The following is a 22,248-nucleotide window of genomic DNA, read 5'->3' as shown; positions in this document are numbered from 1 at the left end:
CTTTTTTATTGACAACGCCGTTGAAACAGTTGTTTGAGCCCCGACGTTCAGTCAGGGCCAGTGGCTGCATTGTTACTGCTGGGCATGAAAAGCCAGGCCGTTGATGTCCCGGCTTTCGTCCCCCATCAGGTAAAGGTAAACCGGCATTATGTCTTCCGGTGTGGGGAGTGTTTCCGGGTCTTCTCCCGGAAACGCCGCCGCTCTCATTGAGGTACGGGTGCCACCGGGGTTGATGCTGTTGGCACGCACAGAGCTGATACCGTCTTCCTCATCCGCCACGATTTGCATCAGACCCTCAGTGGCAAATTTTGACACACTATAGGCTCCCCAGTGCGCCCGTCCCTGGTGACCCACGCCGGACGAGGTAAAAATGATCGACGCCTTTTCTGACAGGCGGAGCAGGGGCAGCAGTTCCCGGGTCATGATAAAGGCTGAATTCAGATTAACCTGCATGATGCGCAGCCAGGTTTCTGTGGGAAACTGGCTGATGGGTTTCAGTTCACCTAAAAGGCTGGCGTTGTGTAACAGACCGTCAAGCCGACCAAATTCGTTCTCAATGGTTTCAGCCAGATTACTGAAATCGATATCACCCGCGCTTTCCAGGTTTAGTGGATAGATGGCTGGTTGCGGCCACTGATTGAGTTCAATTTCATCGTACACCGCTTCCAGTTTTTCAGTGCTTCTGCCCAGCAGAATGACGGTGGCACCGTGGCGGGCATAGGTAAGGGCGGCGACCCGGCCGATACCACTGCCGGCTCCGGTTACCAGTATGACTTTATCCTTCAGCAGGTCTTTCGGAGCCTGGTAGGAAAACATGATGTTACTCCCTGGTTTTTAGTTTGCTGCGCGATTTTCAAACTGCCTCTCAGGCATGGGACCTGTCTTTGATGATTTGCCAGTTGTGCTGTTCAAACCAGCGGTGCAGCTGCTGGACATGGTCGATATTCAGGTCCGCACCCCACTGTGCAGGATCTTCACCCTCAGCAATGTAGCCATAATGCGCGGCAACGGTGATCATGCCTGCTTGTTTTCCAGCTTCGATATCACGAATATGGTCGCCAATATAGACACTGAGCTGCGGTGAACTTCCGGACTGTCGGCAGGCAAGAAAGAGGGCTTCCGGGTCTGGTTTCGGCTTTATGACATCCTCCGGGCAGACAATGGCATGACTTCGTTCCAGCAGGCCAATTTGCCGAATCAATGAGAGGGCATAGGGTCTGGGTTTATTGGTGACAATACCCCAGGCGATATCCCGACGTTCAAGTTCCCCGATCAGTGACAGTATGCCGGGGTAGGGCCGGGCAAATGATGAACGACTGTGGTCCTGGATATGCCGATCATAGTATTGCAGAAACAGGGCCCTTTTCTGTTCCAGCTCATCGCCGGGCGCAAGATTGAAGGCAAGCTTCATCAGCGCCCGTGAGCCGGCAGAAACATTTTGCCGAATCAAATGGCTATCCATTGCCGGGTGCTGGTGATCTGCCAGCATTTGATTCACGGTAATCACAAAATCTTCTGCGGTGTCCAGCAGGGTGCCGTCCAGATCAAAAAAAACGCCTTCAATGGCTTTCATCATCGTTACTCTTGGTTATTCCCGGATGGCAGTGGTTCTCGTTGCCAGAAACTGAGCCATCAGTTAAGGGGTGGCTGACTTTGAGCCATAAATCAGGTAATTGACGTCTACATCCTTCGGGTTAAGCCGGTACACTTTCGTCAATGGATTGTAGGTCATCCCGGTCATGTCATGGATATTCAGTCCCGCTTTTCTCATGTCCCGGGTCAGTTCACTGGGCTTGATAAATTTCTTGTGCTCATGAGTGCCTTTTGGCAGCAGTTTGAGTATGTATTCCGCACCGATAATGGCAAACAGGAATGATTTGGGATTGCGGTTGATAGTGGCAAAAAAGATCTGTCCACCGGGTTTCAGGAGTTTGCTGCAGGCTTTGATGACGGAAGCCGGGTCGGGAACGTGCTCCAGCATTTCCAGGCAGGTCACCACATCGAACTGGCCGGGCATCTCTTCGGCCAGCTCCTCAGCGGTAATTCGGCGATAGTTCACCTCAACACCACTTTCCATGCTGTGCAGGCGGGCAACAGACAGGGGGGCTTCGCCCATATCAATACCAGTGACATGGGCACCCCGTTGCGCCATGGACTCACTCAGAATGCCGCCACCGCAGCCAATATCAATCACTTGTTTTCCGGCCAGTCCAACACGTTCATCAATATAATTCAGACGCAGGGGATTGATCTCATGAAGTGGCCTGAACTCACTGTCCGGGTCCCACCAGCGGCTGGCCAGTTCTTCAAACTTGGCGATTTCTCCGAGGTCCACATTTTGGGCTGAGCGCATGTCGGGCATTGTTCTGATCCGTCAAAGCAGTGTAATTGAGGCAGTCAGGGCTGCCATATCTGCGGATTATACCGTTAATCCTGCAGCCGACCACAGTGTTGAGTTTTGTAGTTGCCCGGGAGTGAAAAATTGAACTTCAGTACTGAATTTAATGTGATTAAGAAGAGATAAGGCTGAACCTTCAAATACAGCCTTTATGTCGCTGTCCGGTGTTTTACTGTTCTGCCAACTGCCTTCAGCACCCACTACATCCAGCCCGGTGCCGAGGCCCCGATAATGGTGGGTGGCACCAGTCGCACGTCATAAACGGCAGTGACCGACCCGGCGATCAGCAGGTGGTTCACCTGCTTCATGGTGAGTCGTACACCTTCTTGTCCGGGCTGACATGGACCTTCACACAAAACTTTTGCTCCAGATCCTCGCCGTCAATCGGGTCATTGATGCTGTCCACTGGCTGTCCCTTATATGTAACGCTGATTGATTTAATAGTCAGTCCAAGGTCCCTTGCAACTCTAACGGTGCTCTTGCCGTTGTCCGTCGTTTCCAGGAAGGCCGTTCGAAAATCATCCGAACGGTAATCTTTTTTATGTTGTATCAGAGTATCGATAGTTTTCTTATTAGTTATCGAATTCCGTTCAATGACCTCCGGCAGCTCCAGTAACAACTCGAGCGTGTCAAAACTCAGCATAAACTGATGGATAATCACATTGCTCATAAAGAAGTCTTTCGCCTTGGCAGCCTCCCCGGTCTTGTGGTTATCTTTAAATGTCCAGAGGTGTTGGGTAAAGTTGTTGACAAAACGATAGTTGGGGCCAGTAGTTTCCGCATCTTTGGTGAAGGTTTGGATGTGAGATCTGGTCAGCTTATCGAGTTTGGAAAATTCAGTGGCATACTTTGCCTTCAAAGTGGATAGCCGGTTTCGTATCTGCTGGTCCCACCAGATTCTGTCACGGTAATCGCCCAGAGTTTGCACGTCAGCCTTCAGAGTTCTCTCAACCATCCGCTCCCTGCGCACCGGTTTTCCGAAGGGATCGTCAAAATGTTTCATCTGAGGTATCAGAGCCCCAAGCTGGTGTTTAAACACCCGGTGCAGTTCCGGCCGCAGGCCCTCCTCCTGCTCTGCCAACCGCACAATCCGTCCGTCCGCCGTCATGCCAAGGGTGTTCAGTGGCTCATTGCCGGGGTTGTCCGCCAGGTAGCGCTCAATGGCCTGTGTTGTTGCTTCAGTCCTTGCTGATGTGGGGTTCATTGGGGATCTCCTTTTCCGGGTGAGGTTCAGTAACGGGGGGCAGTACCTGACTCATCCATGCCATGGGAGATACACCGCCTTGTCCGGGCTGACATGGACTTGCACGTTGAACTCTCCTGAGGCCTGTGGGATGGTAATCTCTCCATCGACCCCCTCAACTGGCCTGGTTTATAAAAAACGTTAAGGCTGTCAATAGTCACCGCTGTTATTTTTTTCATAGGGGGCGAGACGACTGGGGTCCAGCTTTCCGGGATTACCTGGTTTAACCGGTTTAGTCGCTACAACGGCAGGCTCATTTTTTTCATCAGGTGCTGTTTTAGTTGCTTTTGTTTTGTTACTTACCGCCTCAGCATTCTGAAGGGCACGGTCGGCAAGTGCTTTTTTGACATCCTCTTTTACTTCTGTACCATCGTCAATTGCAGAAGCCAGATAATTGACAAGGTTCCTTAATTCGTTTTTGGCTTCGACAGACCATTTATTCTCAAACCATGCCTGCTTTACTTTGCGTGAACAAGCAACTGCCAAGTCTACGTGCTCAGAAACTTTGTTATATACATTCGGGTCTATACCCATTCCACGGAGGAATTCTTCTCCTATCTGCATGGTAACAATCCTTTGTTGAGTTTAAGTATCAAGCGTCAGTGCTTACTTCAAATCTAGTCCGGTTCAGGAAAAAACACAGGTTTACCCAGTTGGTACTTTTTTGACAATTTCCTGAAAGCGGTTGTCCGCCCTGTGCCATTGATGGACCGGCAAAAAACATATTCCCAAAGTGATTGATGTATCTCGCGGATAAGGCATGAATTGTGGTAACATCGCGGTTTTGAAAATCAATTACCTTAGGCGATCATTCCATTGAGATGCTCTGGGAAAGAGCATTTTTTCTGTTTGGATAAGACTTTATTATCGGTGTCCTGGTCCACAGAACTGGGATGGATGCTGACCGCTATCTGTTGGCCGTAAGCAAAAGGACGACTGGGTTTCCATGACTGAAATTGCCAAAGAGATTCTCCCGGTAAATATTGAAGATGAACTCAAGCAGTCCTATCTGGACTACGCCATGAGTGTCATCGTTGGTCGTGCCCTGCCTGATGTACGTGACGGGCTCAAGCCCGTGCACCGGCGCGTACTGTTCGCCATGAGCGAACTGGGCAACGACTGGAACAAACCTTACAAAAAATCTGCCCGTGTGGTCGGGGATGTGATCGGTAAATACCATCCCCACGGCGACTCTGCGGTCTATGACACCATTGTCCGGATGGCGCAGCCATTTTCCCTGCGCTACATGCTGGTTGATGGTCAGGGCAACTTCGGCTCCATTGACGGTGACTCCGCCGCAGCGATGCGTTATACGGAAATCCGGATGGACAAGATTGCCCATCAGTTGCTGGCAGATCTCGACAAGGAAACCGTAGACTATGTGCCTAACTACGATGGCACAGAGCAGATTCCTGCCGTTTTACCCACCCGTGTTCCTAACCTGCTGGTGAATGGCTCGGCCGGTATCGCGGTGGGCATGGCCACCAATATCCCGCCTCACAATATGACCGAGGTGGTGAATGGCTGTCTGGCGCTGCTGGATGATGAAGCGCTGACGGTTGATGACCTGATGGAGTACATCCCGGGTCCTGACTTCCCTACCGCGGCGATTATCAATGGCCGGGCTGGTATCCTTCAGGCCTATCGCTCCGGTCGTGGTCGCATCTACATTCGTGCCAGGGCCGATATCGAGCACGATGAAAAGAAAAATAAAAGCACCATTATTGTCACCGAGATCCCTTATCAGCTGAATAAGGCGCGCCTTATTGAGAAGATTGCCGAGCTGGTAAAAGACCGCAAGATTGAGGGTATTTCCGAGCTGCGCGATGAGTCTGACAAAGATGGCCTGCGTGTGGTGATCGAGCTTCGCCGTGGTGAAAATGCCGAGGTGGTGCTCAATAACCTGTATGCCCAGACCCAGCTTGAGTCCGTGTTCGGTATCAATCTGGTGGCCCTGGTGGATGGTCAGCCTAAACTGCTCAACCTGAAGGAGTTCCTGGAAGCCTTTATCCGTCACCGCCGTGAGGTGGTCACCCGCCGGACCGTTTATGAGCTGAGAAAGGCCCGTGAGCGTGGTCATATTCTGGAAGGTCTGGCCGTTGCCCTGTCCAACATTGATCCGGTTATCCAGCTGATCAAGGACTCGCCAACACCGGCGGAGGCTAAAGAAAAGCTGATTGCCAAGGGTTGGAATCCCGGCCACATGATGGAAATGGCCGAGCGTGCCGGTGCCGATGCCTGTCGTCCGGATGATCTGCCTGAGGCTTATGGTCTCAGGGATGGGCTTTATTACCTGTCTCCGGTTCAGGCTCAGGCCATTCTGGAAATGCGACTGCACCGACTGACCGGTCTTGAGCATGAGAAGCTGCTGTCTGAATATCGTGAGCTGCTGGAGAAAATTGCCGAGCTGATTCTGATCCTCTGTGACCCAATGAAGCTGCGTGCCGTCATCAGGGAAGAGCTTGAGCAGGTTCGGGATGAGTTTGGCGATGAGCGCCGTACCGAGATCACCAGCTCCCGTCGTGACTTGACGGTTGAAGATCTGATTGATGAGGAGGATATGGTGGTCACCCTGTCCCACGGTGGCTATGCCAAGACCACGCCCCTGGATACCTATCAGGCACAGCGTCGTGGTGGTCGTGGCAAGTCAGCGGCTTCCGTTAAGGAAGAGGACTATGTCGAGCACATGCTGGTGGCTAACACCCATACCCAGATCCTCTGCTTCTCCAGCAAGGGTAAGGTCTATTGGTTGAAGGTCTATCAGATCCCCCAGGCTGGCAGAACCTCCCGGGGTCGACCGATCGTTAATATTCTGCCGCTGGAGCAGAATGAGAAAATCACCGCCATGCTGCCGGTGGAAGAGTTTACCGAAGGCCATTTCGTCTTTATGGCGACGCTCAATGGTACGGTGAAGAAGACACCTCTGGAGCAGTTTGCCCGCCCACGCTCTTCCGGCCTGATCGCCCTGGGTCTGGATGAAGGAGATACTCTGGTGGGGGCTGAAATTACTACCGGAGAAAAGCAGGTAATGCTGCTGTCTAATGGTGGTAAGGCGGTTCGCTTTGAGGAGACTGACGTTCGTGCCATGGGCCGGACAGCTCGTGGTGTCCGTGGTATGAAACTGCCTGAAGGTCAGCGGATTATCTCTCTGATTATTCCGGAGGAAGATACCCAGATTCTGACGGCCAGCGCCAAAGGTTACGGTAAACGAACTGCCGTCGATGAGTTCCGACTCACCAGCCGTGGTGGTCAGGGGGTTATCTCCATGCAGTGCACGGAGCGTAACGGTGAAATCGTGGGCGCTATCCAGGTTAAGAGCGGCGAGCAGATTATGCTGATTTCTGACCAGGGAACACTGGTGAGAACCGGGGTTGATGGCGTCTCTTCACTGAGTCGTAATACCCAGGGGGTTACGCTGATCCGTGTCTCTGAGGGTGAAAAACTGGTGGGTGTTGCCCGCGTTGAGGAGCCAGAGGCTGTGGATGCGCCTGAGCTTGAGACTGAAGGGCAGGATGATCCCATTGCCAGCGAAGGGACGGTAGAATCCTGATAGTTTGAAAAACGCCAGCCCAGTGCTGGCGTTTTTTCATCATGATACAGTTACTCACCCGAAGTCAGAGAGTTTGTCGGTAATGACCGGGGTAAACCGCCGTTTAGTGGCGAGGGAGTCATTGTGAAGCCTTGTGTAACAGATGGTGTAAATGATGTTCTGGCGCAGCTGGATCATCGGGTTTACAACTTTTCAGCCGGACCTGCACCGATTCCCTACGAGGTGCTGCAGCAGGCCCGGGATGAGATGATGAACTGGCAGGATGTGGGCGCTTCGGTGATGGAAGTGAGCCATCGGGGCAAGGAGTTTCTCGCGGTTGCCCATGGGGCCGAAAAAGACCTGCGTGATCTGTTGAAGATCCCTGATAACTACAAGGTGCTTTTTCTGCAAGGGGGAGCCCGGGGGCAGTTTGCGGCGGTGCCACTGAACCTTAAGGGAGACAAGGTTTTTGCTGACTATGTCAACAGTGGTTACTGGGCCCAGTCAGCTATTAAAGAAGCCCAGCGCTACCTGGATGTGAATATTGTTGCTGATGGCAAGGACAGGGGCTTTAATGCGATGCCTGCCGAAGACCAGTGGCGGATAAGTAAAGATGCCGCTTATTTGCACTACACGCCCAATGAGACCATCGGTGGTCTTGAGTTTTCCTTTATACCGGAGACCGGTGATGTGCCGCTGGTGGCGGATATGTCTTCCAATATCTTGTCCGGCCCGCTGGATGTCAGCAAGTTTGGTGTTATTTATGCCGGTGCCCAGAAGAATATTGGTCCGGCCGGTCTTACCGTGGTGATTGTTCGTGAAGACCTGTTGGAGCGCGGTTCATTGATGTGTCCTGCGGTGCTGGACTATAAACTGCAGGCGGGCAATGATTCCATGTACAACACGCCACCAACCTTTGCCTGGTATCTAGCCGGTCTGGTCTTTAAATGGCTGAAAAAACAGGGTGGGCTTGCAGCGATCAATGCGCTCAATCAGCGCAAGGCCAACAAGCTGTACGCTCAGATTGATGGCTCCGGTTTTTATCAGAACCCGGTGGACCCAAAGTGGCGCTCCCGCATGAATGTGCCGTTTACACTGATCAACCCGGAGCTGGATGCAACGTTCCTTGCCGAGTCCGAACAGGCAGGCTTTCGTTATCTGAAAGGGCACAAGGCAGTAGGCGGTATGCGGGCAAGTATCTATAATGCAGTGCCAGAGCAGCATGTGGCTGCTCTTATTGACTTCATGAAAGAATTTGAACGGCGGTATGGATAATGGCAGAAGAGAAGTTGGGGCAGTTGCGAATTCAAATTGATTCGCTGGATCAGCAAATCCTTGATCTGATCAGCGAACGTGCGCGATGTGCCCGGGAAGTGGCCCGTGTAAAAACAGAAGCTGACCCCTCTGCTGTGTTTTACCGACCTGAGCGCGAAGCCCAGGTACTTCGTAATATCATGAAGAAAAATGACGGGCCTTTGAATGACGAAGAGATGGCCCGTCTGTTTCGTGAAATCATGTCCGCCTGTCTGGCGTTGGAAGAGCCGGTCAAGGTGGCTTTTCTGGGGCCGGAAGGCACATTTACCCAGCAGGCTTCCCTGAAGCACTTTGGCCACTCTGCGGTTTGCGTGCCCATGGCGGCCATTGATGAGGTATTCCGGGAAGTGGCTGCCGGTGCGGTCAACTATGGTGTGGTGCCGGTGGAAAACTCCACGGAAGGTGTGGTCAGTCATACCCTGGACAGCTTTCTGGACTCTTCACTGAAGATCTGTGGTGAAGTGGTACTGCGCATCCATCAACACATGATGATTTCAGAAAACACCCGGCGGGATCATATTACCCGCATCTACTCCCATGCCCAGTCGTTTGCCCAGTGTCGCAAGTGGCTGGACTCCCACTGGCCCATGGCCGAGCGGGTAGCGGTCAGCTCCAACGCAGAAGCAGCGAAGCGGGTCAAGGGTGAGTGGAATTCTGCGGCCATTGCCGGTGATATGGCGGCAGAAATGTATGGTCTGGAAAAAATTGCCGAGAAAATTGAAGACCGTCCTGATAACTCAACCCGGTTTTTGATCATTGGCAATCAGCCGGTTCCACCCAGTGGTGATGACAAAACGTCAGTGGTCATCAGTATGCGCAACCAGCCGGGTGCGCTCCATGCGATTCTTGAGCCTTTCCATGTGCACAATATCGACCTGACACGGGTTGAGACCCGCCCATCCAGAACCGGCATCTGGAACTATGTGTTTTTTGTGGATTTTGAAGGTCATCAGGATGACCCTGTCGTTGGCAAGGTGCTGGAGAAGCTGGGTGAGCGTGCCAATGACCTCCGTGTGCTTGGTTCTTACCCCAAGGGTGTTCTCTGATCGTTGTTGTATTAAGCGGGCAGGGATGATGGCGGTTAAATGCCCAAGGCTCATGACCGGTGATGAGCCTTATAAGCTAACTTTTCTACCACCCTGCACAAAATATGCTTGCGGTCAAAGTGCAGGGCAGGTTGCTACCTGCCTTACTTGGGGATTTCCACGGGAGGCATTTCCGGCCTACATCCAGAACTCTAGTTCCATCTGATTATAACGATTGTAACCAGACAGAATTTTTTCCAACTCTTTTTGATCAACTGTGTTGAGCAACTTGAGTGCAGATTGTGCCTGTTCCATGGCGTTAGCAATGTCCACTGGTAATTCTTTTTCAGGCGCAGCTGACAGATGCTCCGGAAAATAATGCAGTGCTATCTGATCATCCAAATTGTGCAATACCCGAAAGAGGTGACCTGTTTCTACGCCCCTCTTACCCAGTTCCGCAAGTTTATGGGACAGGTAACAGGCTGCAATGCTCTGCTTCGCTTGCTTAACCTCATTATTTTTATCTCTGGTCTTTTGGTCCATTTCCCGTAACTCATCCACGGGTAATCCCATGGCTAAACCAATCAAAAACCAGTTATGGCTCAATGGTAAACGGCGCAGAAAATCCGGGGTTAGCGGTAGTGAACTGGTCGTGGTGACAGAGCTGTCATCATCCTGGCGATAGAGTGGTTTGATGACAGGGGGCTGCTCAGAACCGGGCTCCAGAACGGGCTCCAGAAATAAAGACAATTTCTTTCTGTTAATTGCAATGTAGCGATTTAACTTTCCTTCCAGTCTGGGTCCTGCAGCTTCGCGTAGAGCATATAAGATATGTGCCGGAGTCAGCAGCCCGGGCTGACAATGAGTTGCTGCAAGCAGTAGTTCGTATATCTGATCATGGTCGGCTTCATCAACAAATGATTCCTTGAGAATGCTCTGGATTATTGGCAATGACACCCCAAGGGCATTACCAATGGCGTCAGCAGGTATCTTGATCTTTGCAATTCCGTCAGCCAAACAAAGCATTTGTCTAGACAAATTGCCTTCATTTACAAGGCTAAAAGTTACTGGATGACCTCTTAAGGCCTCAATGAAACGATGTGCACAACGGATGGCCATAATCTCAGGGTGGCTCATTATTTTTACCAGCTCATTTGTGGTCATGACCCCCCCTTGTTTGTCCAGAATCCTCTTCAGCAAAATCATGGTTGAAAATCGGTTGACTCTTTTTGGGATAGATTGCAGATCCTGATCCATCATCAGTTCCGGATATCCGGCCGCAAAGGCAATTGTTGCCTCCGGAACTGTGCAAACCTGATAGTCATCTTTTTTGACGATCTGATGTAACTTGAAGAAATCCAGCTGATAATCCAGCTCAGCATTGGCATCAACAGTCTCTACTGAGGAAGGCGATTGAGTCCCGAGCCGATTCTGGTCAAATACAATACCAAAATTTTTACAGTGCAAATTAACCAGATCAAATCTTGAAATACCCAACAGCATTGTATGCAGTTTTTTATGGGTTATCAGCAGTTTTTCCATGATTGCTTTATCTTGTCGATTGACGACAGGCAGGGATAAATAGTTAGCCTGTGCATATTGCTGATGACTTGCAGTTTCTAAAATGTTGGCAATATCGGCTATTGGAAATCCCAGATATATGGCAAACAGTACCTGGTCCTCGGGTGATATGCCCCGGGTAAATTTATAGCCCAAATTATTCCAGTATACAGTGCCGTCCAGTGGTGTGTCAGGCAACCGGGAACATTCAGTGCCGGAGATGACACTCCGTTCAAGCATCGGGGCGACGTTGTTTGCATTAACAATGGAAGGCTCTGTTTTTACTGACTTCGGGGGGGGCGATTCAGTAGCTGGATTGACAGTGGGTGGCCTTTTCAATGATTTGAAAGTAATTCGACTTGTTGCAACTGTGCTCATCATAGCGTTGAGAAATTTTATGCTTTCCGAACCGAAATAAGGAACAACCCGGGCCATTAATTGTCCCTGTCTGGTGGCTTTAGCGATCTTCCCGGGTAATTTTTTTTCAGGTTGGTCATCCGCATGCTTTGGAAAGTAAGCCAGTGTTGCCTGATCATCCAGAATCTTCAGTGCCTGGTAAAGATGACCTGTTTCCAACCTCTTTAGAACCAGTGTTCGGGATAATTCCGGAGCTGCAAGGCTCAGCCTTTTTTTGTCTGGCGCACCGTTTTCAAAGATCGTTCTGGAACCAATCCTTTCCAGCTCATCCCCTGACAGCCCCATGGTTAAACCAATCAAAAACCAGTTATGGCTTAATGGCAGGTTACGCAAAAAATCCAGGGTCAACGGTTGCGAACTGACAATCCCGTTAGAGTTGTCATCTTCCGGCCGATAGAGTGGTTTGAGTTCAGGTAACTCTTCAGGAGTGAATTCGTTTAGCCAGGGTAAACATGTATTCCTTTTGTCTGATTTTTTATCCTTTTCTATCCATTTTTCTAACTCTTCGCGACAACCACTGGCACTGCCTGCTTCCCGCAGTGCATGGATAATGTGCCCGGGTGTGAGTCGGGGTGAGCAAAGGATTGCTTGATTGAATAAATCATCGAACATTTCTTGATTGCTTACCAAGTTATAATCTCTATCAACAATTTTCTGGATGATATGCAACGGTACCCCCAGTGCCCGGCCCAAATGTTCAGCGTTTATCCCAAGCACTGAAACCTGGAATGTCAGATCGACAATCTGCTTATTCCAGCTTAAGTTATGGCTGCGGAAAAAAGGTATGGTGTTGCCTTTCAGCGATTCAATGAGGCGGTACGCGCAGCTGATAATCATAATCTCAGGATTGTGCATTATTTTAACTATTTCATTTGTGGTAATGCTCCCACCGTGTTTATCCAGGATTTTCTTAAACAGGAGTGTGTTTACATAAAAGTTTGCTACGTCAAAGCATTGTTTAATATCCTGATCATCCATCAGGTCCGGGTATCCGGCAGCATAGGCTAATGTTGCCGTCGGAATATTATAAAAAAAAGGGCGTTTTTCTATTTGAAAGATCTTGATCAGCTTGAAAATATTCAGCTTGTGATTTAGCGCAGCATCATTATCTGCAGCCTGTACACAGGCAGGCCAGTCAGACAGGAACTGACTCTGGTCAATGGCAACACCCGACTTTTCACAATACAATTTCACCAGTTCTGGTCTTGAGGTATTCGCCAGCACTATGAGCCATTGTTCATAGGTTAACTTATGATTTTCCAGAGTTAAAAAATCTTCCAGCAGATGAAAAGGTGTAGTTGCATCATGCTGATTCGGAAATTTTTGCTCGAGTTTAAATAATTGATTTAACGGAAGATCCAGATAAATAGCGAACACATACACATTGAAGAACGTTAGGCTTTCTCTGATTTGCTGGTCCAACTCTCCCCATTTGACAAAGTCACCCGGTTGTTTTGCAGGCAGTGGGTCAGAGGCAAAGCCGGATTCAAGACTCCGTGCAGATATGGCAATTGCAGATGTTGATGATGCTGGCTCAATGGGTTCAGAGCCGCCCCCGGCAACGGCGACACGCTTTCCGGCAAAAGGGGAAATTGACGAATAACGGCTTGATGGCCCGTGGTCTGCCAATCCCGGGAGCCTGGCAGGTGGATCAGATGGAGGGATCGGTTGATGACCGGTTGAATTAATCATGAAACTGTCTCCAAAATTTTCATTGTTCAATGTCCAGCGGCACACGGCTGTTAATAGGGATTGGTAATCCGTGTTTTCGGTCACCCTGCATAATGAATATGCCAAACTCTCCGGGAGGCTGTCCGGTAATAATCTGTGCTGTGCAGCAATTGCTCCTGCATTAAATTGTTATGCCTGGCTTGGAGAATTAGCACTGAAAAAGCCGTACAAATGATTTAGACGATCGGACAGAAAAAAAGTTCAGTCGTCATTACTTAAACGCCTCACGAGACTGTCTTCCTGGCAGTAATAGCTGGAGCTGACGATCCAGAAAGCAGTCTTGTCCCGGCGTTAACCAAACACTGGACGATGTGGAAGTCGTTATGATGACACTGTTGAGAGTCGTTACAAATGCTCTGTTTGGCGCAGCAGACGAACTGTCCCCGGAGGACAAAAATCTGCTCAAGGCGGCTGGGAATGGCGACCTGGGATCGGTGAAGGCGATGTTGGATCAGGGGGCTGATATTGAGGCCAGGGACTGGTCTGGCAAAACCCCGCTATTTCGTGCGGTAATGTCGGAAAACCCGGAAGTTCTCAACGTTATTCTGGCTGCAGGTGCTTGCCTTAATGCCCGCGATTGTTATGGTCAAACTCCGTTGCACAAAGCCCGTAGCCGTGAGATTGTCAACGAGCTGCTGGCTTGGGGAGCCGATATTGAGGCCAGGGATAATGATAAAGCAACGCCACTAATGTGTGCGATTACACATCATGACAGACTGGAGGCGGCCAAGGCGCTTCTGTTCGCAGGTGCCAATATTGAGGCTGCTGATGAATTTCAACGGACACCATTGCATCTTGCGGCTATCTCTAAGTGCTCCGACTTGCGGTATATGGAGGTACTTCTGTCCGAGGGAGCCAATCTTGAAGCCAGGGAAAGAACTACACAATACACCCCGCTGCATGAAGCAGTATTTAGTGGTTCGGGCAAGAAAGTACAAGTATTGGTGGCTGAGGGTGCCAACTATAAGGCGCTAGATTGGAATAGGAGAACACCGTTGCATTTGGCCATGGGCAGAATTGACAAAATGAACGAACTGATGGCAGCGGTCGGCAGGTTTGACAGTATCGATTCGGATAATAAGCCGGTTAGTTTTCAGCCCCAATCACTTCAGGCCTGCGCCCGTACCGCTATCCGCTCGCGCCTGGTTAAACACCGGAAAAATACCGGACAACCGTTGTCAGAATCGGTACAGGATCTGCCGCTGGGTCCGACGCAGAAATCCTATCTTTATAAGCCCCTCATGGGAACTTATCTATAACCAGCGACTACTTTTAATCGTCGGTATTTAAACTCCTCCTGAAATTATCTTTTTGACAATAATTTGTTGGAGCTATTGATGAATAACTCATCAAGCAGGTCTGAACCAGGCGATAAGCAAACACTGAAAGCGCAGCAAATTAGCGAAATATTAAACGACAGTAATTTTAATTTGCTTGATGCAGCCAGTCATGGAGATCTGGCATCGGTGAAGGCGTTGCTGCAACAGGGGGCTGATATTGAGTCCAGGGACCGGGCGGGCAGAACCCCGCTGTTTCTGGCGGTAATGTCGGAAAATCCGGACGTTGTCAACGTTCTTCTGGACGCAGGGGCCAGAGTTAATACCTGCGATTGTGGTCATCGAACTCCGTTACATGAAGCCCGTAGCCGGGCGATTGTGGAAGCGCTTTTGGCAAGGGGAGCCGATATTGAGGCCAGGGATATGAAGGGTAGAACCCCGCTGTGCCTGGCGGCTAGTTCAGAAAACCCGGAAGTTTTCAACGTTCTTCTGGATGCAGGTGCCAATATTGATGCCCGCGATGATGTTGGTGAAACTCCGCTGCATAAGGCTCGTAGCAAAGAGACAGTGGAAGCGCTGCTGGACAGGGGTGCTGATATTGAGGCCAAGAGCAGGTGTAACGGAACTCCGCTGATGTCTGTGGTTTCTAATCCAGGCAGCTTTGGGGCTGTAAAGGCACTTCTGGTCGCAGGTGCCAGCGTTAATGCCCGCAATCGTCTTGGTCGAACTCCGTTGCATTTTGCCCATAGCCAGGAGGTTGTGAAAGAACTTCTGGCTTGGGGAGCCGATATTGAGGCCAGGGATCATACCGGAGAAACTCCACTGTTTTCGGCTTGTCATCAAGACAGTCTGGAGGAGTTAAAGGTACTTTTGGCCGCAGGTGCCTGCGTTAATGCCCGGGATGATTTAGGCCGGACTCCGTTGCATAAGGCCAGGAGCAGTGAGATTGTGAACGAGCTGCTGGCCTGGGGTGCCGACATTGAGGCCAAGGATAATGATAAAGCAACACCACTAATTTGTGCGATTATTATTTATGGCAAATTTGAGGCGGCCAAGGCGCTTCTGTTCGCAGGTGCCAATATTGAGGCTGCTGATGAATTTCAACGGACACCATTGCATCTTGCGGCTGGCGATATGCGTCACGACTTGCGGTATATGGAGGTGCTTCTGTCCGAGGGGGCCAATCTTGAAGCCAGGCAAAAAATTACACGATATACCCCGTTGCATGAAGCAGCATTAAGTGCTTCGGGCAAGAAAGTCCAATTATTGGTGGCTGAGGGTGCCAACTATAAGGCGCGTGATAGGCATGGGAGTACACCGCTGGGTGTGGCCATGGGCAGAATTGACAAAATGGACGACCTGCTGGCAGCGACTGGCAGATTTGACAACATTGACTCGGATGATGAGCCGGTTAGTTTTCAGCCCCAATCACTTCAGTCCTGCGCCCGTTCCGCTATCCGCTCGCGCCTGGTTAAACACCGGAAAAATACCGGACAACCGTTGTCAGAATCGGTGCAGGATCTGCCGCTGGATCCGACGCTGAAAGCCTATCTCTATAAGCCTCTCATGGGAATTTAGGAATTGGCCCGAAATAATTCCGACATTTCTGAGCCTCAAACTCCGTTCGTCCTGAGCCTGTCGAAGGGCGTGTACTCCGGCCTCGATTATCGTGCCAGTCACCCTTCGACTCCGCTCAGGATGAACGGAGACCGAGTTTAAAATGTCGGAATTATTTAAGGACAATTCCTTGTCTATAATCAGCGACTACTTGTTTTAATCGTCGGTATTTGAACTCCTCCTGAGATTATCTTTTTGACAATAATTTGTTGGAGCTATTGATGAATACCCCATCAAGCAGGTCTGAACCAGGCGATAAGCAAACACTGAAAGCGCAGCAAATTAGCGAAATATTAAACGACAGTAATTTTCATTTGCTTGATGCAGCCAGTCATGGAGATCTGGCATCGGTGAAGGCGTTGCTGGAACAGGGGGGCTGATATTGAGTCCAGGGACCGGGCGGGCAGAACCCCGCTGTTGCTGGCGGTAATGTCGGAAAATCCGGATGTTGTCAACGTTCTTCTGGACGCAGGGGCCAGAGTTAATGTCTGCGATCGTGATTATCGAACTCCGTTGCATGAGGCCCGTAGCCAGGCGATTGTGAAAGCGCTTTTGGTCAGGGGAGCTGATATTGAGGCCAAAGGCTGGTGTGAAGAGACTCCACTGATGTCTGTGGTTTCTTATCGAGGCGGCTTTGGGGCTGTAAAGGCACTTCTGGTCGCAGGTGCCAGCGTTAATGCCCGCAATCGTCTTGGTCGAACTCCGTTGCATAATGTCCGTAGCCAGGCGATTGTGAAAGAGCTTCTGGCCCGGGGTGCCGATATTGAGGCCAGGGATAATAACGGAGACACGCCACTGGCGGTTCAATACAATCTGGAAGAATTAAAGGCGCTTCTGGTCGCAGGTGCCAGTGTTAAAGCCCGCAATAACTATGGCCAGACTCCGTTGCATGAGGCACGTAGCCATGGGGCTGTGAAAGAGCTTCTGGCCTGGGGAGCCGATATTGAGGCCAGGGATAATTATCAGGCAACGCCATTACTTTTAGCGGTTTCAGGTGCTTACGAGCCGGAGGTGATCAAGGCACTATTGGCCGCGGGTGCCGATCTTGAGGCTACTGATCAATTAGGCTGGACGCCATTGCACCATGCGGCTGGTAATGGTGGATGCGACCTGCGGCATATCGGTGTGCTGCTGTCTGAAGGGGCCAACCTTGAAGCCAGAGCTGGTAACAGGCAATGGACCCCGTTGCATAAAGCGGCAATGGGGGCTTTCGGCAAGAAAATAAAAGTGCTGCTGGCTGAGGGGGCCAACTATAACGCAAAAAACAGCAGGGGCGTGACACCGTTGGACGTTATAGGTGGCAGCAACGAAGGCTTAAAAGCTCTGTTGGATTCAGGTGCCAGATGTAATCGCAGACTGACTGGCAGAAGGAGTTGCCTTATTCCGTGTAATTTTCAGCCCCACTCACTTCAGGCCTGCGCTCGCACCGCTATCCGCTCGCGCCTGGTTGAACACCGGAAAAATACCGGGCAACCGTTGTCGGAATCGGTGCAGGATCTGCCGCTGGATCCGACGCTGAAAGCCTATCTCTATAGGCCCCTGAGTTGGGAACTTATCTATAACCAGGGACTGTATTTGTCGTCAGTACTTAAACTTCCCTAGGGATTATCTTCTTGACAATAGTTGAAGCTGATAACAACATTTTCAGGCTGTTTTTGCCCGAAAAGCGTATTACCGCTGAAATTTTCCATAATCAATAAAAATTGCCACGAGTTGAAATGGCTTTTTCATCGGCTGAAATGAGAGAGCCCGTTTTCAAGTTTAATAACCCAACTGAAGGTCAAATTATGTCCTGTGATTTTCTGCAGCTGGCGGTACCCGGAGTAAGAGGAATGAGTCCTTATCAACCAGGCAAGCCTATTGAGGAGCTTGCCAGGGAGCAGGGCTTGAAGGTTGAGGATATTGTCAAACTGGCCAGTAATGAAAACCCTCTGGGGCCACCACCTGCTGCGCTGAAAGCAATGGCCGAATCCCTGGCAGAGCTGGCCCGTTATCCCGATGGCAGCAGTTATCAGTTAAAACAGGCGCTGGCAGAAAAACTGAAGGTAGCACCGGAGCAATTAACCCTGGGCAATGGGTCCAATGATGTGCTGGTGCTTCTGGCGGAGTCGTTTCTGGATACCAGCAGTTCTGCGGTTTTTTCTCAGTATGCTTTCGTTGTTTATCCTCTGGCTGTGAAGGCCGTCGGTGCTGAGAGTGTTGTGGTTCCAGCGCTGAACTATGGTCATGATCTGGATGCCATGGCGGAAGCGATTCAGGCCAATACCCGGATTGTCTTCCTGGCAAATCCTAATAATCCCACCGGTACCAGCTTTAGTGAACAGGATCTGCTGGGTTTTCTGGGTAAGGTGCCAAAAGAGGTGATCGTTGTCCTTGATGAGGCCTATTTTGAGTATGGGGTGGGTGGTGACCTGCCTGATGGTATCGACCTGCTTGACCGCTATCCCAATCTGGTGGTGACCCGAACCTTTTCCAAGGCTTATGGGCTGGCGGGGGCCCGGGTCGGTTATTCGATATCCAATCCTGAAATAGCCGATGTACTGAACCGATTGAGGCAGCCATTTAACCTGAATCTTCCTGCTCAGTTCGGTGCGGTTGCCGCGCTGAAGGATGAAGCTTATCTGCAGCAGTCCGTTGAGATTAATCAGCAGGGGATGGTATTCCTGGAGCAGGGGTTTTCTGGCCTTGGGCTGAACTGGATCCCTTCATCGGGTAATTTCATCACCGTCGATCTCAAGCGGAATGCCATGCCGGTCTATGAAGGGTTGTTGTCCAAAGGCATTATTGTTCGGCCAGTGGCCAATTACGGCATGCCTGAACACCTCCGTATTTCCATTGGTTTGCCGGAAGAAAATCGTCGTTGTCTGGAAGCGCTGAGCCAGGTTCTTGGTCAGTCGTCGTAAGGAGTTCGTTTGTGAAAACAGTTGATACACTGCTGGTGGTTGGGTTGGGCCTGATCGGGGGATCTTTTGCAGCGGCGGTAAAGTCTGCCGGTGCGTGTCGGCAAGTGTATGGTTATGACCAGAATAAAGCCTCACTGGAAGAGGCCGAGGCGCTCGGGATCATTGATTATGGCTGCGAAAGCCTCTCCGCCGGTGTTGCCGCTGCTGATGTGATTATGCTGGCCGTGCCCATGCTGGCAATGAAGCCCGTTCTTGCGCAGCTATCTTCCTTTTTGCCCGATGGCGTTCCTGCTGAAAAAGTGATTACTGATGCCGGGTCCAGTAAAAAAGCGCTGCTGGATGCTGCCCGTGAGGTTTTTGGCAAAGTTCCCTCCTGGCTGGTACCCGGCCATCCAATTGCGGGGTCGGAAAAAAGTGGTGTTGGTGCCGCAAAAGCTACCCTGTTTCAGGCCCATGATGTCATCCTGACCCCGTTGGCAAATACCGACTCTCTGGCACTGGCAAAGGTCAGGATGCTTTGGGAGGCCTGTGGGGCAGTGGTCACCAGTATGGATCCCTGTCATCATGATGAGGTTCTGGCAAAGACCAGCCATCTTCCCCATTTCCTGGCGTTCTCACTGGTGGATACGCTGGCCGGGAATCCGGATAATCAGGATATTTTTCGCTTTGCTGCGGGCGGCTTTCGGGATTTTACCCGGATCGCTGGCAGTGATCCTATTATGTGGCATGATGTGGCGCTGGGTAATCATCAGGCGGTGCTGGAAGCGCTGGATGAATTTACCGAGGGCCTTCAGGTACTCCGGGAAGCGATTGTGCAGAAAAACAGTCAGTCGCTGCTGGGAATATTCAGTCGTGCGCAATCAGCGCGTCAGCATTTCTCTTCTCTGCTGGAGAGCAGGAAGCAGCGGGTGAAGCCATTGCCTGATTCTGTCATGACGTCTGGTTTTTCGGGCTCTGTGCTGATTGAAGGTGAAGATTCAGATAAAGACGTTATGGACACTATGAAAGAAAGTACCCAGACATTTATTGCCAGCCCGGGAGGATCTATCTCCGGTGAGTTGCGTGTTCCCGGAGATAAGTCTATCTCTCATCGTTCCATCATGCTCGGTGCCCTGGCGGAGGGGGAAACAGTGATTGAAGGGTTTCTCGAAGGCGAGGATGCCCTGGCAACCCTGAAGGCATTTCGGGATATGGGGGTTCAGATTGATGGCCCCTATCTTGGCAAGGTCACCATTCAGGGAGTTGGCATGCATGGCCTCAAGCCGCCGGAAGGGCCGCTTTATCTCGGTAATGCCGGTACTGCCATGCGCTTGATGGCCGGGTTGATGGCAGCCCAGTCTTTTGATGTTACGTTAACCGGTGATCACTCCCTGTCCGGTCGCCCCATGAATCGGGTGGTGGACCCGCTTGGCCAGATGGGTGCCACCATCGAGACCTCAGAAGGTGGTCGCCCACCACTGAAGATCAAAGGCGGTAGACGGTTGCAGGGTATTGAGTATCATCTGCCAATGGCTTCGGCCCAGGTGCAGTCCTGCCTGTTGCTGGCGGGCATGTACGCAGATGGTGAAACGGTGACGGTTGCTCCGGGTATTGTTCGTGACCACACCAACCGTATGCTGAATGGCTTTGGTTATACGGTCTCGGTCGATGGTGAGGATGGCAGCAGGGTCGCGATTAAAGGAGGGGGCAAGCTGACAGCTACCCGAATCGATGTGCCCTCCGATGTGTCTTCAGCGGCGTTCTTTATGGTGGCAGCCTCAATCGCCGAGGGGTCAGAGGTTCGTCTTTGCCATGTTGGCATGAACCCGACCCGTTCTGGTGTGGTTGAGATCCTGCAGCTGATGGGGGCGGATATTACCCTTGAAAACGAGTCCGTTGTGGGTGGCGAGCCCGTGGCCGACCTGGTGGTGCGTTCCGCGCCGCTGAAGGGTATTGATATTCCTGAGCGTCTGGTGCCCATCGCCATTGATGAATTTCCGGTGCTTTTTGTTGCAGCAGCCTGTGCAGAAGGCAGAACGCTGCTCACGGGTGCCCGTGAGCTTCGGGTGAAAGAGAGTGACCGGATTCAGGCCATGGCCGATGGCTTGATTGCCCTGGGTATTGATGCACAACCATTGTCTGATGGTATGATGATCAATGGTTCCGGTAATGCTGCTTCTGAAAAGAAGGGGAAGCCTGTATTTAACGGTGGCACTATTGACAGCCATGGCGATCACCGGATTGCCATGTCATTCGCAGTAGCTGCACTGCGGGCAAAGGACGATATTCGCATTCTTGACTGTGCAAATGTGGCGACTTCATTCCCGGATTTTGCAGGCCTGGCCAATCGAGCCGGTATGCGTATTGTGGTAAAGGTAAATACCAGTGAGTGAGTCTCAGACACCAGTGACAGTGGTCACCATTGATGGTCCCAGCGGGTCTGGCAAGGGAACGATTGCAGCCCTGCTGGCCAGAGAGCTTGGCTGGAGGTTGCTGGACAGTGGGGCGTTGTATCGGTTAACCGCCCTGGCAGCGATGAATCATGGGGTTGATTTTGCCGATGAGTCATCCCTGGAGGTTTTGGCAGGCCACCTTGATGTTCAGTTCTTACCATCAGAATCAGGCGCAGGTCTGACCATCATTCTTGAAGGTGAGCGGGTGGGTGCCAGTCTGCGCACGGAAGAGGTGGGTGCCATGGCTTCCAGGGTTGCGGCACTGCCGGGTGTTCGGGCGGCACTGTTGCAACGCCAGCGCGATTTTGCCGAGCTGCCGGGTCTGGTGGCTGATGGCCGTGATATGGGGACGGTGGTGTTTCCCGATGCGGCGCTGAAAGTCTTCCTGACCGCCAGCGCCGAAGAGCGGGCCAAAAGACGTTATGACCAGTTGCATCAAAAAGGGATTGATGCTAGCTTTGATCGCCTTTTGGCAGATATTCAGGCCAGAGATGAGCGAGATAGTCAAAGAGCTGTAGCGCCGCTCAAGCCTGCCGATGATGCCATCATTCTCGACAGTACCCGCATGAGTATCCAGGAGGTATTCAATAAGGTGCTGGAACAGATGCGCCTGAGAGGGCTGGTTTAGGGATTTTCCTGACAGCCTGCCAGGGAAGTGGGTTCGCCACTTCAGCAAACCTGAGTGCGCCATAAGTTGCACTCAACATTATCTGGAGGTTCGTTTCTGGCGTTAAGCCAGCATTGCAGATTCGAACCTGATTAAAGTAACCCACTCCGGCTGGCGGTGTGGATGACAACCAGT

Annotated in this window: 16 protein-coding genes; 10 read left to right on the top strand and 6 right to left on the bottom strand. The window is 51.2% G+C overall.

Annotated features, from left to right (window positions below):
• Window positions 1–72 precede the first annotated feature (72 nt).
• The 5 genes from ACO6VE_RS08460 to ACO6VE_RS08440 all read right to left on the bottom strand — a co-directional run bounded on the left by ACO6VE_RS08460 (window position 73) and on the right by ACO6VE_RS08440 (window position 4,205).
• Window positions 73–816 carry a YciK family oxidoreductase gene (locus ACO6VE_RS08460; RefSeq protein ID WP_422448322.1) on the bottom strand — a complete coding sequence of 248 codons (744 nt, stop codon included), beginning with the start codon at window positions 814–816 and terminating at the stop codon, window positions 73–75.
• 49 nt (window positions 817–865) lie between these two features.
• The gene (locus tag ACO6VE_RS08455) at window positions 866–1,576 is read right to left on the bottom strand and encodes an HAD family hydrolase (protein WP_422448320.1); all 711 of its coding nucleotides are present in this window, start codon (window positions 1,574–1,576) and stop codon (window positions 866–868) included.
• A gap of 60 nt (window positions 1,577–1,636) precedes the next feature.
• Window positions 1,637–2,353: a bifunctional 2-polyprenyl-6-hydroxyphenol methylase/3-demethylubiquinol 3-O-methyltransferase UbiG gene (ubiG, locus tag ACO6VE_RS08450; protein ID WP_422449556.1), complete on the bottom strand. Its 717-nt coding sequence runs from the start codon at window positions 2,351–2,353 to the stop codon at window positions 1,637–1,639.
• Between the two features lie 349 nt (window positions 2,354–2,702).
• On the bottom strand, window positions 2,703–3,602 hold the full coding sequence (locus ACO6VE_RS08445; RefSeq protein WP_422448318.1) for a hypothetical protein: 900 nt from the start codon (window positions 3,600–3,602) through the stop codon (window positions 2,703–2,705).
• Window positions 3,603–3,791: 189 nt separating this feature from the next.
• A complete protein-coding gene (locus ACO6VE_RS08440; RefSeq protein WP_422460788.1) occupies window positions 3,792–4,205 on the bottom strand; it encodes a hypothetical protein in 414 nt (137 codons plus the stop codon).
• A 382-nt stretch (window positions 4,206–4,587) separates the two neighbouring features.
• Here ACO6VE_RS08440 and gyrA point away from each other — a divergent pair, with 382 nt between their 5' ends.
• The 3 genes from gyrA to pheA all read left to right on the top strand — a co-directional run bounded on the left by gyrA (window position 4,588) and on the right by pheA (window position 9,530).
• Window positions 4,588–7,191 carry a DNA gyrase subunit A gene (gene gyrA / locus ACO6VE_RS08435; protein ID WP_422460787.1) on the top strand — a complete coding sequence of 868 codons (2,604 nt, stop codon included), beginning with the start codon at window positions 4,588–4,590 and terminating at the stop codon, window positions 7,189–7,191.
• Between the two features lie 123 nt (window positions 7,192–7,314).
• Window positions 7,315–8,445 carry a 3-phosphoserine/phosphohydroxythreonine transaminase gene (gene serC, locus ACO6VE_RS08430; RefSeq protein ID WP_422460785.1) on the top strand — a complete coding sequence of 377 codons (1,131 nt, stop codon included), beginning with the start codon at window positions 7,315–7,317 and terminating at the stop codon, window positions 8,443–8,445.
• Window positions 8,445–9,530, top strand: coding sequence for a prephenate dehydratase (gene pheA, locus ACO6VE_RS08425; RefSeq protein ID WP_422448311.1), 1,086 nt, complete (start codon window positions 8,445–8,447; stop codon window positions 9,528–9,530). Before serC ends, pheA begins: the two co-directional genes overlap by 1 nt.
• A gap of 177 nt (window positions 9,531–9,707) precedes the next feature.
• Here pheA and ACO6VE_RS08420 read toward each other — a convergent pair whose 3' ends face one another.
• Window positions 9,708–13,178 carry a hypothetical protein gene (locus ACO6VE_RS08420; protein WP_422460783.1) on the bottom strand — a complete coding sequence of 1,157 codons (3,471 nt, stop codon included), beginning with the start codon at window positions 13,176–13,178 and terminating at the stop codon, window positions 9,708–9,710.
• 362 nt (window positions 13,179–13,540) lie between these two features.
• Here ACO6VE_RS08420 and ACO6VE_RS08415 point away from each other — a divergent pair, with 362 nt between their 5' ends.
• From ACO6VE_RS08415 to cmk, 7 genes are all read left to right on the top strand, one after another.
• Window positions 13,541–14,476, top strand: a complete 936-nt coding sequence (locus ACO6VE_RS08415) for an ankyrin repeat domain-containing protein (RefSeq protein WP_422460781.1) — start codon at window positions 13,541–13,543, stop codon at window positions 14,474–14,476.
• Between the two features lie 78 nt (window positions 14,477–14,554).
• Window positions 14,555–16,072 carry an ankyrin repeat domain-containing protein gene (locus ACO6VE_RS08410; protein ID WP_422460779.1) on the top strand — a complete coding sequence of 506 codons (1,518 nt, stop codon included), beginning with the start codon at window positions 14,555–14,557 and terminating at the stop codon, window positions 16,070–16,072.
• A gap of 260 nt (window positions 16,073–16,332) precedes the next feature.
• Window positions 16,333–16,491 (top strand): hypothetical protein, encoded by a 159-nt coding sequence (locus tag ACO6VE_RS08405; protein WP_422460777.1) that lies wholly within the window; start codon window positions 16,333–16,335, stop codon window positions 16,489–16,491.
• 1 nt (window position 16,492) lies between these two features.
• A complete protein-coding gene (locus ACO6VE_RS08400) occupies window positions 16,493–17,713 on the top strand; it encodes an ankyrin repeat domain-containing protein (protein ID WP_422460846.1) in 1,221 nt (406 codons plus the stop codon).
• A 185-nt stretch (window positions 17,714–17,898) separates the two neighbouring features.
• Entirely contained in the window at window positions 17,899–19,014 is a 1,116-nt protein-coding gene (gene hisC / locus ACO6VE_RS08395) for a histidinol-phosphate transaminase (RefSeq protein ID WP_422460775.1), read from the top strand.
• 11 nt (window positions 19,015–19,025) lie between these two features.
• Complete coding sequence (locus tag ACO6VE_RS08390) at window positions 19,026–21,386, top strand: bifunctional prephenate dehydrogenase/3-phosphoshikimate 1-carboxyvinyltransferase (RefSeq protein ID WP_422460774.1); 2,361 nt, start codon at window positions 19,026–19,028, stop codon at window positions 21,384–21,386.
• Window positions 21,379–22,074 (top strand): (d)CMP kinase, encoded by a 696-nt coding sequence (gene cmk, locus ACO6VE_RS08385; protein WP_101749089.1) that lies wholly within the window; start codon window positions 21,379–21,381, stop codon window positions 22,072–22,074. The genes ACO6VE_RS08390 and cmk overlap by 8 nt, the downstream gene beginning before the upstream one ends.
• The last annotated feature ends 174 nt before the right edge of the window (window positions 22,075–22,248 follow it).

The sequence above is a fragment of the Endozoicomonas sp. ALB115 genome (assembly GCF_049310245.1).
In the GTDB taxonomy this organism is placed as follows: domain Bacteria; phylum Pseudomonadota; class Gammaproteobacteria; order Pseudomonadales; family Endozoicomonadaceae; genus Endozoicomonas.
The sequence above is the reverse complement of the archived record's forward strand: the minus strand, read 5'-3'. Positions and strand labels throughout refer to the sequence as shown.